This is a genomic window from Phycicoccus elongatus Lp2, from assembly GCF_000367525.1.
Lineage (GTDB): Bacteria > Actinomycetota > Actinomycetes > Actinomycetales > Dermatophilaceae > Phycicoccus_A > Phycicoccus_A elongatus.
Map to the genome: position 1 here is coordinate 747,587 of NZ_HF570956.1, position 16,591 is coordinate 764,177.

General features: G+C 70.6%; 16 protein-coding genes and 1 pseudogene. 15 read left to right on the forward strand and 2 right to left on the reverse strand.

Annotated features, from left to right (window positions below; genetic code table 11):
- The first annotated feature begins 88 nt into the window (after positions 1-88).
- The 12 genes from BN10_RS03580 to pepN are packed head-to-tail and all read left to right on the forward strand — an operon-like array spanning position 89 to position 12,457.
- The gene (locus BN10_RS03580) at positions 89-679 is read left to right on the forward strand and encodes an NADH-quinone oxidoreductase subunit B (RefSeq protein ID WP_051369792.1); all 591 of its coding nucleotides are present in this window, start codon (positions 89-91) and stop codon (positions 677-679) included.
- A complete protein-coding gene (locus BN10_RS15525; protein WP_010849796.1) occupies positions 676-1,113 on the forward strand; it encodes a DUF2568 domain-containing protein in 438 nt (145 codons plus the stop codon). The genes BN10_RS03580 and BN10_RS15525 overlap by 4 nt, the downstream gene beginning before the upstream one ends.
- Positions 1,110-1,646: an NADH-quinone oxidoreductase subunit C gene (locus tag BN10_RS03590; protein ID WP_010849797.1), complete on the forward strand. Its 537-nt coding sequence runs from the start codon at positions 1,110-1,112 to the stop codon at positions 1,644-1,646. The genes BN10_RS15525 and BN10_RS03590 overlap by 4 nt, the downstream gene beginning before the upstream one ends.
- On the forward strand, positions 1,643-2,599 hold the full coding sequence (locus BN10_RS03595; protein ID WP_010849798.1) for a complex I subunit 1/NuoH family protein: 957 nt from the start codon (positions 1,643-1,645) through the stop codon (positions 2,597-2,599). Before BN10_RS03590 ends, BN10_RS03595 begins: the two co-directional genes overlap by 4 nt.
- Positions 2,596-3,135, forward strand: a complete 540-nt coding sequence (locus BN10_RS03600; protein WP_010849799.1) for a NuoI/complex I 23 kDa subunit family protein — start codon at positions 2,596-2,598, stop codon at positions 3,133-3,135. The genes BN10_RS03595 and BN10_RS03600 overlap by 4 nt, the downstream gene beginning before the upstream one ends.
- A complete protein-coding gene (locus tag BN10_RS03605; protein ID WP_010849800.1) occupies positions 3,132-3,659 on the forward strand; it encodes an NADH-quinone oxidoreductase subunit J family protein in 528 nt (175 codons plus the stop codon). The genes BN10_RS03600 and BN10_RS03605 overlap by 4 nt, the downstream gene beginning before the upstream one ends.
- Positions 3,656-3,958: an NADH-quinone oxidoreductase subunit NuoK gene (gene nuoK, locus BN10_RS03610; protein ID WP_010849801.1), complete on the forward strand. Its 303-nt coding sequence runs from the start codon at positions 3,656-3,658 to the stop codon at positions 3,956-3,958. The genes BN10_RS03605 and nuoK overlap by 4 nt, the downstream gene beginning before the upstream one ends.
- The gene (locus BN10_RS03615) at positions 3,955-5,907 is read left to right on the forward strand and encodes an NADH-quinone oxidoreductase subunit 5 family protein (protein WP_010849802.1); all 1,953 of its coding nucleotides are present in this window, start codon (positions 3,955-3,957) and stop codon (positions 5,905-5,907) included. The genes nuoK and BN10_RS03615 overlap by 4 nt, the downstream gene beginning before the upstream one ends.
- Entirely contained in the window at positions 5,898-7,463 is a 1,566-nt protein-coding gene (locus tag BN10_RS03620; protein ID WP_156917122.1) for a complex I subunit 4 family protein, read from the forward strand. Before BN10_RS03615 ends, BN10_RS03620 begins: the two co-directional genes overlap by 10 nt.
- The gene (locus tag BN10_RS03625) at positions 7,460-9,016 is read left to right on the forward strand and encodes an NADH-quinone oxidoreductase subunit N (protein ID WP_010849804.1); all 1,557 of its coding nucleotides are present in this window, start codon (positions 7,460-7,462) and stop codon (positions 9,014-9,016) included. Before BN10_RS03620 ends, BN10_RS03625 begins: the two co-directional genes overlap by 4 nt.
- Before the next feature lie 55 nt (positions 9,017-9,071).
- A complete protein-coding gene (gene htpX / locus BN10_RS03630; RefSeq protein WP_010849805.1) occupies positions 9,072-9,965 on the forward strand; it encodes a zinc metalloprotease HtpX in 894 nt (297 codons plus the stop codon).
- Positions 9,966-9,991: 26 nt separating this feature from the next.
- Positions 9,992-12,457, forward strand: coding sequence for an aminopeptidase N (pepN, locus tag BN10_RS03635; RefSeq protein WP_010849806.1), 2,466 nt, complete (start codon positions 9,992-9,994; stop codon positions 12,455-12,457).
- 150 nt (positions 12,458-12,607) lie between these two features.
- On the opposite strand, the pseudogene BN10_RS03640 reads toward pepN, so the two are convergent.
- Positions 12,608-12,823, reverse strand: a pseudogene (locus BN10_RS03640) (DUF520 family protein); the annotation flags it as partial.
- Between BN10_RS03640 and BN10_RS16665 the strand changes: the two are divergent.
- The 3 genes from BN10_RS16665 to BN10_RS17200 all read left to right on the forward strand — a co-directional run bounded on the left by BN10_RS16665 (position 12,808) and on the right by BN10_RS17200 (position 14,210).
- Positions 12,808-13,155, forward strand: a complete 348-nt coding sequence (locus BN10_RS16665) for a hypothetical protein (protein WP_198013999.1) — start codon at positions 12,808-12,810, stop codon at positions 13,153-13,155. The pseudogene BN10_RS03640 and the gene BN10_RS16665 overlap by 16 nt on opposite strands.
- Positions 13,148-13,864, forward strand: a complete 717-nt coding sequence (locus BN10_RS03650; protein ID WP_010849809.1) for an AMP-binding protein — start codon at positions 13,148-13,150, stop codon at positions 13,862-13,864. The genes BN10_RS16665 and BN10_RS03650 overlap by 8 nt, the downstream gene beginning before the upstream one ends.
- Before the next feature lie 61 nt (positions 13,865-13,925).
- Positions 13,926-14,210, forward strand: a complete 285-nt coding sequence (locus BN10_RS17200) for an AMP-binding enzyme (protein WP_267878881.1) — start codon at positions 13,926-13,928, stop codon at positions 14,208-14,210.
- On the opposite strand, the gene BN10_RS03655 is transcribed toward BN10_RS17200, so the two are convergent.
- Entirely contained in the window at positions 14,191-16,566 is a 2,376-nt protein-coding gene (locus BN10_RS03655; RefSeq protein WP_010849811.1) for a sensor histidine kinase, read from the reverse strand. The two genes, BN10_RS17200 and BN10_RS03655, sit on opposite strands and share 20 nt — an antisense overlap.
- Positions 16,567-16,591 lie beyond the last annotated feature (25 nt).

Sequence of the window (16,591 nt, forward strand, 5' to 3'; positions counted from 1 at the left end):
CGACCACGGAGGTGGGCTCGGGAGTTCCGCGCCGGGCGACACCGGGCCGACTAGGGTGACCAGCGTGAGCTTGCCGGTCCCCCTGCCGATGCCCACGGTCGGCCCCTTGGGTGCTCACGCACCCAAGCCGATGCGTGTCGTGCTCAACTGGGGCCGTCGCTACTCCCTCTGGGTCTTCAACTTCGGCCTGGCCTGCTGCGCCATCGAGTTCATCGCGGCCTCGATGGGGCGCCACGACTTCATGCGTTTGGGTGTCATCCCCTTCGCGCCGGGGCCTCGTCAGGCCGACCTGATGGTCGTGTCCGGCACCGTCACCGACAAGATGGCCCCGGCGATCCGGCGGCTGTATGACCAGATGCCGGAGCCGAAGTACGTCATCTCCTTCGGCGCCTGCTCGAATTCGGGTGGCCCCTACTGGGATTCCTACTCGGTGACCAAGGGGGTCGACCAGATCATCCCGGTCGATGTGTATGTTCCCGGCTGCCCACCGCGCCCCGAGGCGCTCCTCCAGGGCATCGTCAAGCTCCAGGAGAAGATCGCCGGCGAGAAGGTCACCGGCTCACTCGTCGCCGATCGCCAGCCGGGGCGCACCCCGGGTGTCGGGTATGCCGCGCACCGCACCGTGAGCGCGGCGGAGGTCGGGCGACCACTCCTCTCTCGGCCGGAGGAGGGCTCGTGACCGAGGATCGACGTTCCTCCGGGCGCCCCGCGCCGGTCATGCTCAGCGGCTCTGCGCTGGCCCTCGGGCTGGTCGCGCTCGTGGCCGAGATCGTGCTCTTCGCGGCCATTGGGCAACTGGCGCACCACCACGCCGGCGGTGGCGTCACCGGCATTGTCGTCGCCGTTGTCGTGCTGGCGCTCGCGGCCGTGCTCTGGGGAGTCTTCATGGCCCCGAACAGCCCCCGGCGGATCAGCCTCCGGCCGCGGGTGGGCGTCTGTGGCGTGCTGGGACTGGTGCTCGGTGGCCTCCTGGTCGCGGCTGGCTGGACCGTGTGGGGTGTCGTCGTCGGTGTGTGCGGCCTCGGCCTGGCGGCTGTCCAGTGGGTGATGGGTCGCGCGCAGGAGCGGGCCGAAGCGGCCCGGACCGACTGCTTCCCCGGTGACCCGTCATGATTGCGGTCCCCGACGAGCTGGAGACCGTTGACGTCGGCGAGTGGCACGCGCGCGTCGAACGAGCCCACTGCGACGGGTTCGCGATGTTCGACTGGCTGACCGCGGTGGACCGGATGGATTCCGGCACACCGGGATTCGACGTCGTGGTCCGGCTGATCGCCCTCCCGGAGGTCAACAGCGCGACCGGGCTCCGCGGCATACGACTGACGGCGCGGGTGGCCGACGGTCAGTCGCTCGCCAGCATCACCGACCTCTACGCCGGGGCGGCCTGGCACGAGCGCGAGACCTTCGAGATGTTCGGTGTCTTCTTCGACGGCTTCGCCGACCACACGGACCTCGGTCTGCGACCCCTGCTGCTGCCGGACGGCTTCGAGGGCACCCCGCTGCGCAAGTCCTTCCAGTTGGCCGCGCGCGCATCCAAGACGTGGCCCGGCGGCAAGGAACCGGGTGAGGGCCACGACACCGCCAAGTCACCCTCGCGCCGACGGGTGCAGGCCCCGGGCGTCCCGCCGCCCGAGTGGGGCCCGAGATGACGCTGGTGGAGGTTGCCCTGCGGGCGGTGAGCGTGCTTGCCGCCTTCCTCGTGCTGCCCCTGCTCGTCGGTCAGACCGAGCACAAACTCATGGCGCACATGCAGGGCCGCCTCGGGCCGATGTATGCCGGGGGCTTCCACGGCTGGGCCCAACTGGTCGCCGACGGGGCCAAGTTCGTGCAGAAGGAGGACATCGTCCCCGCGGCCGCGGACAAGCGGCTCTTCCGGCTCGCCCCGGCGATCGCGCTCATCCCCTACCTGGTGGCGCTGGCCGTCGTGCCGATCGCGCCGGGTGTGGCCGGCCTCGACGTACCCGCGAGCGCGATCCTCGTGCTCGTCGCGACCGGGGTGGGCGCGCTCGGCACGCTCATTGCCGGGTGGGCGAGCGCCAACAAGTACGCCCTGATCGGGGCCCTGCGGGCGGCCGCGCAACTCATCTCCTACGAGCTGCCGATCGTGCTCGCCGTCGCGTCCGTCTGCCTGGCTGGCGGCTCCCTGTCGCTGCCCACGATCACCGAGCGGTGGCAGCCGCACTGGCTGCTCTGGCAGTTGCCCGGTGCGATCGTCTTTCTCGTCGCCGCGGTCGCCGAGCTCCAGCGCCCCCCCTTCGACACCCCGGTCGCCGATGCCGAACTCGTCATGGGGCCGTGGACGGAGTACACCGGGCTCCGCTTCGCCTTCTTCCTGCTCGCCGAGTATGCCGGGATCGTCGTGCTGTCCCTCCTCTTCGCCGCGCTGTGGCTGGGTGGGTGGCACGGACCCTTCAGTGAGCACCTCGGCTGGGTGTGGACCCTGCTCAAGGGCTTCGCCGTCGCGATCCTCGTCATCTGGATGCGGGTCGCCTGGCCGCGGGTCCGCGCCGACCAACTGCAGCGCCTGGCCTGGCTCTGGCTGGTGCCCCTGGCGCTGCTCCAACTCGCCCTCACCGGCGTCGGGGTGGTGATGGGCTGGTGAGCGCGCCCAAGGACAAGCGCGGGCGCGACGGCATACTCCCCGGGCTGCTCAAGGGGATGGCGACGACCGCCAAGTCGGTCATGCGACCCACCCACACCGCGGAGTACCCGCACGCCGAGCCGACCCTCCCGCCCCGTAGTCGCGGCGTCATCGCTCTGCTCGAGGAGAACTGCACGAGTTGCATGCTCTGTGCGCGCGAGTGCCCCGACTGGTGCATCTACATCGACTCGCACAAGGAGACGATCCCGGCGACCACCGAGGGTGGCCGGGACCGGCAGCGCAACGTCCTCGACCGCTTCGCCATCGACTTCAGCCTGTGCATGTACTGCGGGATCTGCGTCGAGGTGTGCCCCTTCGACGCCCTCTTCTGGAGCCCACAGTTCGAATACGCCGAATACGACCTGCGCGACCTGCTCCACGAGAAGGACCGGTTGGGGGAGTGGATGGCGACGGTGCCTCCGCCACCGGCCCTCAATGAGTCCGCGGCCGACCCGGCCGAGGTGACCGCCGCCAACCGCCCGGAGCGGGGCCGATGACCTCGCTCGACCTTGCGTTCGGCGCCACCGGCCTGCTCGCGCTCGTCGGTGGGCTGCTCGCCGTCACCACTCGCCACGTCGTCCATGCCGCCCTCTGGCTCGTCGTCGCGCTGCTCGGCGTCGCGGGGTCACTGCTCGTCCTGGGGTCCGAACTGGTGTCGCTCGTGCTCGTGCTCGTCTATGTCGGCGCGATCGTCGTGCTCGTCCTCTTCGCCCTCATGGTCACCCGCGCCCCGATCGGGCCGGACACCGCCCACACCGTCGGTTGGCCGCGCCGGATCGGTGGCGCCCTCAGTGGCGCCGCCGTCGCGGTGCTCCTCGGGGCGGTCCTCGTCCCCCTCGTGGGGGGCGCATCGGGTGGGGCCATCAAACGGGCCGCGGTCGACTCGACGACGGTGGCACAGGACCTCTTCGGCGTGTGGGTCTGGCCCTTCGAGATCCTCTCGCTGCTCCTGCTCGCCGCGCTCGTCGCGGCACTCGCCGTCTCCCGGATTCGACGGGACGAGACGGAGGTGCCCTCGTGATCCACCTCGTCGGCCCGGTCGTCCTGGCGGTCGCGCTCATCGGTCTGGGCATCATGGGCGTGCTCACCCGACGCCATCCCGTCATGGTCCTGATCGCGATCGAACTCATCCTCGCCGGAGGGCTGGTCCTGCTCGTCACCAGCGGATTGGTCGGGGGGAGCCGCTGGTCCGGGGCCTCGGTGCTCCCCCTCTTCGTCATCACGATCGCGGCGGCCGAGACCGTCGTCGCCCTCGCGATCGTCCTCACCCTCTTCCGGCATCGCCGACGCATCGACCTCGATGACGGGAGCGAGCCGTGAGCGCCCTACTGCTCATCGTGGTGAGCGCCGTCATCGGCGTGGTCGTCCTGCTCACGCGGCGCTGGGCCGTCGTTGTGCGCGCGCTTGCGCCGGCCGGCAGCGGCTTCCTCGCGCTCCTCGCCGGGGGCGCGATGCTGCGCACCCAAGCGCCCGAGACGATCTCGTGGCTTCCGTCGATCGACCTCGGGGGCCTGTTCCTGCCGCTGGACCTGGGGACGTCGAGGCCCCTCGCCGCGATCTCCTTTGTCGTCGCCCTGGTCTCGGCGGCCGTCCAGATCTACAGCACCTGGTACCTGCGCGACGACGAGCGCTACCCCGTCTTCGCCGCCACCGTTGCCCTCTTCACTGCGGCGATGTTCCTCGTCGTTCACTCCCGTGATCTCGCGCTCACCCTCGTCGGCTGGGAGGTCATGGGCTGGTGCTCCTACCTGCTCATCGGGCACTGGTCGCGCAAGGAGTCGGCCCGGCGCGCGGCCCACAAGGCCTTCCTCGTCACACGGCTCGCGGACGTCGGTTTCGTCCTGGGTGTGGTGGGCCTCGCCACGAGCGTCGGCTCCACCGGGTATGCCGTGGTGCTCCGCTTGTGGGCGGAGCCGACGGTCTGCGATGCCTACGGCTGTGTCGGCCCGAATCCGGTGCTGCGCAACACCTTTCTCGTCCTCATCATCGTCGGAGTGCTCGGCAAGTCGGCCCAGGTGCCCTTCCAGGACTGGTTGCCCGACGCGATGGAGGGCCCGACGCCGGCGTCGGCGCTCATCCACGCCGCGACGATGGTCGCCGCCGGCACCGTCGTGCTTGCCGGGCTCTACCCGGCCCTCGCCCAGGCCGAGGTCGCCCGCTGGGTGCTCGGCATCGCGACCTCGGTGACCATGGTGCTTGCGGCCCTGCTCGCCATGGGGCAGAGCGACCTCAAACGGCTGCTCGCGTGGTCGACGGTCAGCCAGGTCGCCATCATGCTGTCCGCGCTGGCTGCTGCTCCGGTGATCCTCGAGCAGCAGCCCGGTGAGCCCCCCGCTGTCGGCGTCCCACCCGGGCCGGCCCTGGCCATCGTGCCGGGCGCCGCGCTCTTCCACCTGTGGTCCCATGCCCTCTTCAAGTCGCTGCTCTTCCTGGCCATCGGCCTGCTCGGCGTCATTGCCGGCGGCACCACCGCCGCCCTGCTGCGCGGAGCGGGGATGCGGACCCGACTGGGGCGCTCAGCCTTCCTCATCGGCCTGCTGTCGCTCGCCGGCGTGCCGCTCGTCGTCGGCGGCTTCTCCAAGGAGTCCGTCATCGACACCGCCTACCAGGGCGCCAGCCAGGGCGGCCCCGGCCTGCTCGTGCTGCTGGCCCTGCTGGTGACCGTCGTGCTCACGGCGTCCTACAGCACCCGCGCGTACCTCGTCATCGCCGAACTCATCGACGTCACCGCACCAGTCGAGGCCGTGGGCGAGATGTCCGAGTCGCGGCGGCAGCGGCGATCGGAGAGCCTCGACCCCGACGGACGCGGCGCGGCCAACGCAGTGCTCGTCACCCTCGCCGTCCTCACCCTCATCGGCGGCCTGGCGCTCGCGCTCGACCTCTTCGACCTGCACGGCCTGTCCTGGGTCTGGACCCTGATCACCGTTCTGCTCATCGGCGTCGGTGCCGGATTGGCCTTCGCGCTCGGGCGCGCTGGTGACCCGGGCGTGCGTTTCGCCGGTCGGCGAGTGGCCCTCTTCGATGGCGGCTTCGGCGCCGACACGGCATACCGGGCTCTCGCGAAGCCCGTGGTGCACCTCGCGCGGATCGTCGCCTTCGTCGACACCGAGGTCATCGACGGTTACGTGCGGGGCGCGGCCGTCACCGCCCGGCTCGGTGGGGCGGTGACCGAGCGGGCGCACCGGGCAGAGCGGCTGCGCACCGGTGGGTGGCTCGTGGTGCTGGGGCTCGTGGCGGTGCTGGCCGTGGGGGTGTTCGCGTGGCGCTGACCTTCATGCTCCTGATCCCACTCCTCGTGGGAGTCGGCCTCATCGGAGCCGGCCGCATCGTGCCGACCCCGGTCGCGCACAACGTCGCCGGCATCGCCGCGCTCATCACCTTCGGCCTGGCGATCGGCGTCGCCATCGAGCGCCCGTCCGTTGACCGGGCCTGGCTCCCCGAGCTCGGCGTCCGCAGCAGTTTCGCGGTCGACGGCATCTCGATCCCGCTCGTGCTGCTCACGGCACTGATCGGGGTGCTCGTCGTCGCGCATGCCCGTGGCGAGGTGCCCGACGGCGGCTCTGCGGCAACCTTCCTGGGTTGTCTGCTGCTCGTGGTCGGTGGTGCGCTCACGACCTTCACCGCGCGGGACGCGATCCTCTTCTTCCTGGCGTTCGAGCTCGTGCTCATCCCGATGTGGGTGCTCATCACCCGGTTCGGCGATCCCCATCGGCCGCCTGCGCGGGCCGAGGCCGGGTGGCGCTTCGTCCTCTACACCGCCGTCGGCTCGACCCTCATGCTGGTCGGAATCCTGCTGCTCGTCGCCTCGGCGCACTCCAGCGACCTTGGCCGACTGCTCGAGGTCGCGCCGTCCCTGCCGCGCGGACGTCAACTCACGATCGCGCTGCTCCTCACGGTCGGGCTCGCCGTCAAGGTGCCCCTCTTCCCACTGCACACCTGGCTGCCGTCTGCGCACACGATCGCCCCCACCGCCGGCTCGGTGCTGCTGGCCGCCGTGCTGCTCAAGATGGGCACCTATGGCCTCGTCCGCTTCCCGGTCGCGCTCGTGCCCGAAGGCTTCGGGATCATCGCGCCGGCCGTTGCCATCGCCGCCGTCATCTCGATCCTCTGGGGTGGACTGATCTGCCTCGTCGAGCGTGACCTCAAGCGCCTGATCGCCTACTCGTCGGTGGCGCACATGGGCTTCGTGGTCCTCGGACTGGCCACCGGCAGCGAGGTCGGTCTCCAGGCTGCGCTCTACGGCAACCTCGCCCACGGCGTCATCTCGGCCCTGCTCTTCGTCGTCGTCGGCGGCCTCAAGCGGCGCTGGGGGAGCGTCGACCTGGGCCGGGCCTGGCCGGCCCTTCGTGAGGTCGCCCCGCACCGTGGCTTCCTGCTCATCCTCGGTCTCGCAGCTGCCCTTGGGCTGCCCGGACTGGCCGGGTTCTGGGGCGAGTTCCTGGTCATCATGTCGGCCTGGGCGCCGCGCCGACCCGGCCTCGAGGATCTCTTCCACGTGTGCGCCGTCCTGGCGGCGATCGGCGGACTGTTGGCCGCGGCATACTCCCTGCGCGTCGCGCGACTGATCTGGGTCGGCGACGAGCCTGACACCCCCGCCCCCGGACAGTCGAGTGAGGAGAACACGCCGCTCGCACCTGACTCGACACCGCATGTTCTCCTCACTCGACCGTCCGGCGATGCGGCTGTCGACGTCGAGACGCGCGGGGTCGAGCGGGTCGTCCTCCTCGTGCTCGCGCTGGGCGTGATCGGTCTGGGCCTGCTGCCGTGGCTCGCCATCGACATCGCGCGACCCGCGGTTCAGCTCGTCCTGGGAGGTGCACCGTGACCGCCCTGACCGGGTTGAGCACACTGAGCGCACTGACCGCGCAAAGCGGCGCCGTCTCGATCGACGCGCTGCGCCTGCTACCCGCCCTCGCACCGGCCCTGGGCGCGCTGTTGGTGTTGCTAGTCGACGCCCTCGCGCCCCGACGCACCCTGCCGCACCTGGTCGTCGGCGCCTTGGCCCTCCTCATGGGCGCGGCCGGCGCCATGCCGGGAGCCCTGAGCCCCGCCCGCGAACCGGTGCTCACGCTCTGCCTTCCCGGCGGCCCGGACGGCGCCTGCCTCTGGAGCGCCGGTCCGCTGGACAGCACCCTCCAGATCGGCCTCCTCGCGGCCAGCCTGGCCGCGCTGCTGCTGCTCTCGGACCAGTGGCGGGACCTGCCCGGGGACCGCGCCGTCGACGTCGCCTTGATCCTCGCATCCGCTGCCGGAGGCGCCGCCGTCGTTGCAGCGCGTGAGCTCGGCACCTGGCTGGTCGCCCTCGAACTCGCCACCCTGCCGGTCATCGCTCTCGTCGTCCTGCGTGGCACCCGCCGCGCCGCCCATGGGGGCCTGACCCTGATGATGACCTCGCTGCTGTCCTTCGCGGTCCTCGTCGTCGGCACCGGCCTGTGGGTGATGGCGACCGGCGACGCCTCCCTCTCCGGCACCGCCATCCGCACGGCCTGGGCCCAGCCGGATCAGCGCGCCGTGCTCGTCGTCGCGATCCTGACCCTGTTCGTCGGGCTCGGCTTCAAGCTGTCGCTCGTGCCGTTCCACGCCTGGACCCCACCCACCTTCGTCAGCGGGCCCCTGCCCATCTCGGCGCTGCTCGCCACCGCGTCCAAGTTGGCTGCGGTCGGCGCCCTGCTCGCCCTCATCGCCCCCTTCGCCGGCCTCGCCGACCCCCACCCGCACGCCCTCGCCTTCGTCGTCGGCGCCCTCGCGATCGGGTCGATGCTCGTCGGCACGGTCGTCGCCTTCCGCGCGACCGACCTCGTCCGCCTTCTCGCGTGGTCGACGATCGCCCAGGCCGGCTGGGTGGTGCTCCCGCTCGCTGCCCTCACGACGGTCGGCCACCGAGCCTCCGTCGCCTACGCCCTGACGTATGCCGCGGCCGGCCTCGTCGCCTTCGCCGTCGCGACCGCCGTGCGCACGGCGGGAGGGGAGCCGGGATCGGAGCGTGGCCTCGCGGCATACCGAGGGCTGGCGCGGTCCCACCCCCATGTTGGTGGGCCGCTGATCCTTGCGTTGCTCACCCTCGCCGGACTGCCGCCGGCGATCCTGGGCCTGGTCGCCAAGGTGGTGGCCATTCGTCCCTTGCTGGCGGCCGGGCTGTGGCCACTCGCGGTGCTGGCCGTGATCGCGGTCGTGCTCGGCATCGCGGTGTATGTCCGCTGGATTGCGGTGCTGCTGGCCGCACCGGAGCACCGAACAACCGCGGCATCCGGGAACAACGCCGGCACGGGGGTGGAGGTGCAGGTGGGGCCCGGGGCGCTGGCGGTGCTGTCCCTCGGCACGGCGCTGCTCGTGGTCGCCAGCGTCGTGCCTCAGGTGCTCTACGGTCTGCTGTCATAGGTCTGTTGTCCCGGACCGGGGAACGCCCCTGCTCCGTCCCGACGTTGGAGGAGACATGCACAGTCATCACAACGGCCTCAAGACCGCCGGCCTCTTCGGGCTGATCTGGGTCGTGCTGCTCGGGATGGGCGCCATCGTCGCGTCCTACACGCGCAGCAATGCGTTCATCCTCCTCTTCGCGGCGATCGGCCTGGTCACGACCTTCTGGTCGTACTGGAACTCCGACAAGATCGCGATCCGCGCCATGCACGCCCGCCCGGTCACCGAGGCCGAGGCACCCGAGATGTATCGCATCGTGCGCGAGCTCTCGGAGAAGGCCAATCAGCCGATGCCCAAGCTCTTCATCTCGCCCACCGATGCGCCGAATGCCTTTGCGACAGGACGCAATCCGCAACATGCCGCGGTGTGCTGCACCGAGGGGATCCTCCGCCTGCTCGATGAGCGCGAACTGCGGGGGGTGCTGGGGCACGAGCTCATGCACGTCTACAACCGCGACATCCTCACCGGCTCGGTCGCGGCCGCGATCGCCGGCGTCATTTCCACGGTCGGGCAGATGCTGTCCTTCGGGATGATGTTCGGCGGCGGCAGCAACAACCGTGAGGGCGGCGGTGGCAACCCGATTGCGTTGCTCGCGATGGCGATCCTGGCGCCTTTCGCGGCGATGGTCATCCAACTGGCCATCAGCCGCACCCGCGAGTACGACGCGGACGAGGACGGCGCCAAGCTCACCGGTGACCCACTCGCCCTGGCCTCGGCGCTACGCAAGCTCGAGGTCGGCACGGCGCGTGCCCCCCTCGCGCCCACCCGCCAGGTCAGTGGCGTCAGCCACATGATGATCGCCAACCCCTTCCGGGCACAGGACATCTCGCGGCTGATGTCGACCCACCCGCCGATGAGCGAGCGGATCGCGCGCCTCGAGGGCATGGCGACCGGCTACCGCCCCTACTGACGGGCCCGCGTGCGAGGATCGGCGCCATGGCGTCCCTGACTCGTGACGAGGCGATCACCCGGGCCGGTCTCCTCGAGGTCACCTCGATGGAGGTTGTCCTCGACCTGACGACCGGAGCTGAGCATTTCGGATCTGTCACGACGATTCGATTCGGTTGTCGCGAACCGGGATCGGCGACCTTCGTCGAGGTCAACCCGGTCTCGCTGGCGGCGATCCGCCTCAACGGCCGTGATCTCGATCCCGGCCAACTCGACGACCGACGCTTCCCGCTGACCGACCTCGCGGCCGACAACGTCCTCGTGGTGGAGGCGACCATGGCCTACTCGCGCGACGGCCAGGGGCTTCATCGCAGTGTCGATCCGGCCGACGAGCGGGCGTATGTCTACGGGCACCTCTTCCTCGACGCCGCGCCCTCGGTCTTCGCTTGCTTCGACCAGCCCGACCTCAAGGCCCCGTATGCCGTGACCGTCACCGCGCCCGAGGACTGGGTGGTCATCGGCAACGGCGCCGAGACCCGCGAAGGCGCTGTCTGGACGCTGGCGAGCACCAAGCCGCTCGCGACCTACTTCGTCACGGTGTGCGCGGGTCCCTACGTGGTCGAGCGCGAAGAGCACGACGGCATACCGCTGGCGATCTACGGCCGGGCCTCGCTCGAGCCCCAGCTGCGCGAGCAGGCGGCGCAGATGTTCGAGATCACCAAGGCGAGTTTCGACTACTACCACGGGCTTTTCGGGATCCGCTATCCCTTCGGGAAGTACGACCAGGTCTTCGTCCCGGAGTTCAACGCGGGGGCGATGGAGAACCCCGGGTGCGTCACCTTCCGGGATACCTACCTCTTTCGCGGTGCCTACACGCGCGAGCAGCTCACCGCGCGCAGCAACACGATCGCGCACGAGATGGCGCACATGTGGTTCGGCGACCTGGTGACGATGACCTGGTGGGACGACCTCTGGCTCAACGAGTCCTTCGCCGAGTACATGGCCTATCGAACCCTCATTGCCGCAACCGAATTCACCGATGCGTGGGTTGAGTTCTCCATGGAGAGCAAGCTCTGGGGGTATGCCGCGGAGCGCGCCCCGTCGACCCATCCGGTCGCGGGGTCCCCGGCGCCCGACGCCATGTCGGCCCTGCAGAACTTCGACGGGATCTCCTATGCCAAGGGCGCGTCGGTCCTGCGCCAACTCATCGCCCACATCGGTGACGACACCTTCGTCGCCGGCGTCACGGCATACCTGAAGGGCCACGAGTTCGGCAACGGCGAGCTCCGCGAGTTCCTGGCCGCGATGTCGGCTGCGGCGGGGCGGGACCTCAGCGCGTGGAGCCGGGCCTGGCTCGAGACGGCGGGCGCCGACGTCATCTCCACCGAACTCGGCGGCGTGGTGCTGCGCCGCACACCGGAGCAGTTCCCGGCGAACCGGCCACACACCTTCGACATCGCCGGGTGGAGCGATGGCGCCGAGGTCTTCCGGGTGCCGCTGACGATCACCTTGGACCGAACCATCGACGACACCTTGGCCGCCGCACCGGCGGCCGACATCGTCATCCCGAACGCCGGCGACCTCACGTGGGCCACCGTCGACCTCGCGCCGGCCACGATGTCGGCACTCGTGCGCGGGCTCGCCACGGTGCCCGACGACCAGGCCCGGGCCGTGGCCTGGGGGGCTGTGCTCAGCGGCGTCTACCGGGGCACCGTGGATCCCCGACTTGCGCTCGACATCTTCACGGCGGGCGGTACGCAGGAGCCCAATGACGTCGTGCTCGCCCGGGTCTCCCAGCAACTCGTGGACAGGGTGATCCCGTCCTTCCTGCCGCACGCCGCGGGAGAGACGGCCATGAGCCGGGTGGCCGGGGTCGCACTCCGGGTCCTGCGGGAGGCCGAGGCCGGATCGGGCCGATCGGTCACGGCGGCGCGACTGCTTGCGCGGACGTCCACAGAACAGGACCGGCTCTGGGCCTGGCTCGACCGCCGTCACCTGCCGGCCGGGCTGGAGGAGGATCGAGACTTCCGGTGGATCGTCGCGCGCAACCTCGCCGCGCAGGGGTTGCTCGACGAGGATCGGATCGAGGAGATCCGTCGTTCGGATGACACCCTCTCGGGTCGCATGGCCGCCCTGAGTGCGCGGGCGGCCATCCCTGACGTCGCGAGCAAGGGGTGGGCCTGGACCGAGCTCACCCACAACCGCGCCCTCAGCAACTACGAGGCGGGGTCGCTGGCCGAGTCCTTCTGGGCCGCGCCGGATCCCACCCTCGTCGGTGGGTACGTCGACCGGGTCCCGGATGCCGTCGCGCGGATGTCGACCTGGATGGGTGATGACGCCCTCGAGCAGGTGGTCAGGGTCTTGTTCCCGCGCAACCTTGTCAGCCGGGAGACCGCGGCCATGGGGGAGCGTGCGCTGGCGCGCGAGGACCTCACCCCGGGGGTGCGCCGAGCACTCAGCGACCAGGCGCACGAACTCGCCGAGGCGCTGCGCAGCCGCGCCACCTTCGGCTGACCACTCTCCCCGTCGAGAGGGAGCACTCTCCCCGTCAACCGGACCACTCTCCCCGTCGAGAGGGAGCAAATCGCAGGCCCGACAACGCGTTGCCCGCGATTTGCTCCCTCTCGACCGGTCGCCTGGTGCGGCGGGCTGGACGGTGAGCCGTCAGCGGTAGTTGGTGAAGTTGACCGCGACGTCGAGATCCGAGTCCTTGAGCAGCTTCTGGACGGCCTGGAGGTCGTCGCGCGACTTGCTCGTGGCGCGGATGGCGTCGCCCTGGATCTGGGTCTTGACCCCCCTGGGGCCCTCGTCGCGGATGATCTTGTTGATCTTCTTCGCGTTCTCCTGGTTGATGCCCTCCTTGAGTGCCACGTCCAGCCTGGACCGAGCTGACGACCAAACAGGACCTCAGCAACTATGCCGCTCTGGCGCTGGGCGGGTCCTTCTGGGCGGCTCCTGATCCGACGCTCGTCGGCGGCTACGTCGACCGCTTCCCGGACGCCCTCGTGAGAATGTCGGGCTGGATGGGCGACGACGCGCTCGACCGGGTCGTCAAGGCGGCCTTCCCCCGGGCGCTGGTCAGTCGCGAGACCGCGGCGATGGCCAAGCGAGCCCTCGACCGCTACGACCTCACACCCGGCGTGCGCCGCGCGCTGACCGACCAGGCCCACGAACTCGGTGAGGCCCTGACGAGCCGGGCGACCTTTGGCTGAGACGACGTTGCTGCGCTCCCTCGTCGGCGGTGCGCATCCCGGGGCCCGGGTCGTGCTGCCCGACGGCACGCTCACCCATGCCGACCTCCTCGCAGCGGCGCGTGCCCTGGCTCCGGCGTTCGCCGGTCAGGGTCGGGTCGCCGCGCTCGCCCAGCCGACCCGCGACTTCGTCACGACCTTGGTGTCCGCGACGCTGGACGAGGTGACGCTGGTCCCCGTGCCGGACGACCTCGGTGACCGCGAGCTCGACCACATCCTCGGGGACAGCGGGGCCGTCGCCGTCGGGGCGTTGGCGGACCGCGTCCGCTCGACCGGTGCGCCACTGGAGTCGGCCGGTGCGCTCATGCTCTACACCTCCGGCACGACCGGTGCTCCCAAGGGCGTGCCGATCTCTGCGGCCGGGATCGTGTCCTGCCTCGACGGTCTGGCCGACGCCTGGTCGTGGACCGCCGATGACGTCCTCGTCCACGGGCTGCCGCTCAATCACGTCCACGGGCTCGTCCTGGGCCTGCTCGGTGCGCTCCATCACGGCTGCGACCCCATCCACACCGGTCGCCCCACACCCGCTGCGTATGCCGCGAGTGCGGCCGCCGGGGGCACGCTCTTCTTCGGCGTCCCGACCGTCTGGGGGCGCGTGGCCGCCGACGAGGAGTCGGCCCGAGGCCAATGCGGCGTCCTTCACCGACGACGGATGGTTCGTCACCGGTGACATCGCCGCGATCGCGCCGGACGGCTGCCACCGGATCGTCGGGAGGGAGTCCGTCGACCTGATCAAGACCGGCGGCTATCGCGTCGGGGCCGGGGAGGTCGAGACCGAACTCCTGGCCCACCCGGACGTGGTCGAGGTGGCGGTCGTGGGGGAGCCGGACGAGGACCTGGGGCAGCGGATCGTGGCCTATGTCGTGGCCCGTGAGGGCGCCGTCATCGACGGGCCGGCGCTGTCGGACTGGATCGCCGGCCGGCGGTCGGTGCACAAGCGGCCGCGGTGGGTGCATGTGCGGGCATCGTTGCCGCGCAACCACATGGGCAAGGTCATCAAGCCTGATTTGCGGTAGGGCGGACGGGGAGGTCGGCGCGCACCATGAATCCGGGAGTGTGCTCGACAGTGAAGGTGCCGCCCTCCAGGAGGACGCGCTCGCGCAGGGCCAGCAGCGACAGGCCAAGGCCACGACTGTGCCGGCGAGCCGAGATCCGGTCGCCTTCGGCAAGCTCGGGCAACTCGTTGCGGACCTCGATCCGGACCATGCCGTCAACGGGTTCGACCACCAGCGCGCAGACGGCCTCACGTGCGCCGTGGCGGATGACATTGGTGGCTGCCTCCCGCAGCACCCGATCGGCTGTGCGCACGGTGCTGGCCGGCAGGTCGGTCTCCTGCTCGACCGGGAGGGAGACCTCGGTGCGGACGGCGACGTCATGGCTGTCCAGGAGCGCCGTGACCTCCTGCACCGTCCTGGTCAGGTCCCGGCCGGGGTCACCATGCGGAAGGGCCAACGCATCGTCCGAAGTCCGCAGGACGCCGACGAGAAGGCGCAACTCGCTGAGAGCGGTGCCGGCGGCGCCCTGGACTCGGGTCAGGACGCGACGCAGGACGACCGGGTCCGCACTGGCGCCATGACCCATGATCTGGACCCGGATCAAGGACACCTGGTGGACGACGATGTCCGTGACCTCACCCGCGAGGAGGCGACGTTCGTCATCGCGGATCGTGCGGGTCTCTGCGGTCAGGTCCGCCAGTCGACGGCTGCGGTCCCGCGCGCGGCGGAGGGCCCGCCGGACGGCCAGACCGATGCCGCCGGGCAGCACGACGAACACCACCAGCATGGTCAGGTAGGCCTCGAGAAGCGTCCTCTCAGGAGCCGCCGACAAGGACCTCAGCAGCAGCGGATAGAGCAACGTACCGACCGCGAGCGCGTGCAGTGCGGCGGTGCGGGCTCCGAGACTCGCAGTGACGGTCACGATGGCGACGGCGGGGAGGACCTGCAAGGGGGCGCCACTCGCCCCGCCGACGGCGGCGAGCAGGGCGACGGTGCCGACCAGGACCGGCGGCAGGACCAGCCGGAGTCGCCCGGGTTGGACCGACCATACGATCATGGCTGAGACACCGACCCACAGCAGCGACTCCATCGGGTGGGGCAAGGAGTACAGGTTGCCGGCGAGGAGGCGACAGGCCACGAGCAGAGCCGCGGTGAGCGCTCGGGCCAGCCAGAGCCGCGACGGGTGCGCACGGTCCTGCGGCGCGACCGGCGCCGGCGTGGGACGAGGGCGGAGCGGCACGTTCGCGGCGAGCGACCACTGGCTGTCGGTGAGGTGCCGGTGGACCGCCCCGCCGATCAACTCGACCTGATGGCGCATCGCCGAGAGACCCAGATGCAGTGACGGGGCGTCCGAACGCCCGCCGGCGACGACCTGGTTCCGGGTGTGCACGTGCAGCCAGTCCTCGTCGACCCAAAGGGTCAACTCGACGGGGGCAGAGCGATCGGCATACCTGAGTGCATTCGTCGAGATCTCGTCGATCAGACGAGCCACCATGCGCTCGGTGGTGGGCTCGAGGGCGAGAGAGGTGGGGCGGGGGGCGAAATCGACTCCGAAGCCGTTGTCCGCCAAGGTGGCCCGTGACTGCTCGAAGGCTTCGTCCACGGTCAGGGGTCCGACCAGGCCGCGTCCTTCCGGGTCACCATCGCTGCGCAGCACCCCCACGACGTGCCGCAGGGCGGTGAGAGCCCTCGCACATGCCTCGTCGATCGCCCGCAGCGAGTCACGCAGTCTGTCCGTGTCCGTGCTCCCGCTGACGGCAAGCACCTGCAGCGAGATCAGGGACAGTTCGCGAGCGACCGCATCGTGCAGATCATGGGCCAGACGAGCGCGCTCGGTGTCCCGCACCAGAGCGCGGGTGCTCGTGAGGGTGGTGAGTCGATCGAGCGAGGACTCCCGCAGGCGGACCTGCCACCGGGCCAGCCACCCGAGTCCGGCGCTGAGCGAGGTCAGCACCGCAATGACCACGGCCGATGCAGGGGTGAAGCCGCCCGGATCCAAGATGAAGACGGGCACCCACAGCAGGGCCTGCACGATAAGGACGAAGGCCACCCGCCGCCACGATTCAAAGGTCACCATGAGGGCAAGAGTGAGGCTGGCGACCATGAACGAACTCGCGTTGGTGGGCCACCAGATCTCCGCAGCGATGACCAGCAGGCCGAGGAGCGCCCCTCGCCACGGGTTCCAGAGGGCGATCACGGCGATCGCCGTCGCCACCGCCTCCAGGGCGAGCCCGAGCAGGCCTCCGGGCCCAGCGGCTCCTTGGGCAGCATCGACCAGGAGGGCCAGGATGACGGCTGTCGCGAGCCCCAGCCGGAGCACCTCCAAGGACGTTGCTCCGAGCCACCACCGACGGACCTCCCCGATCACGCGGCGCATCGCGGCAACCTCCGAGCAGGTCCTA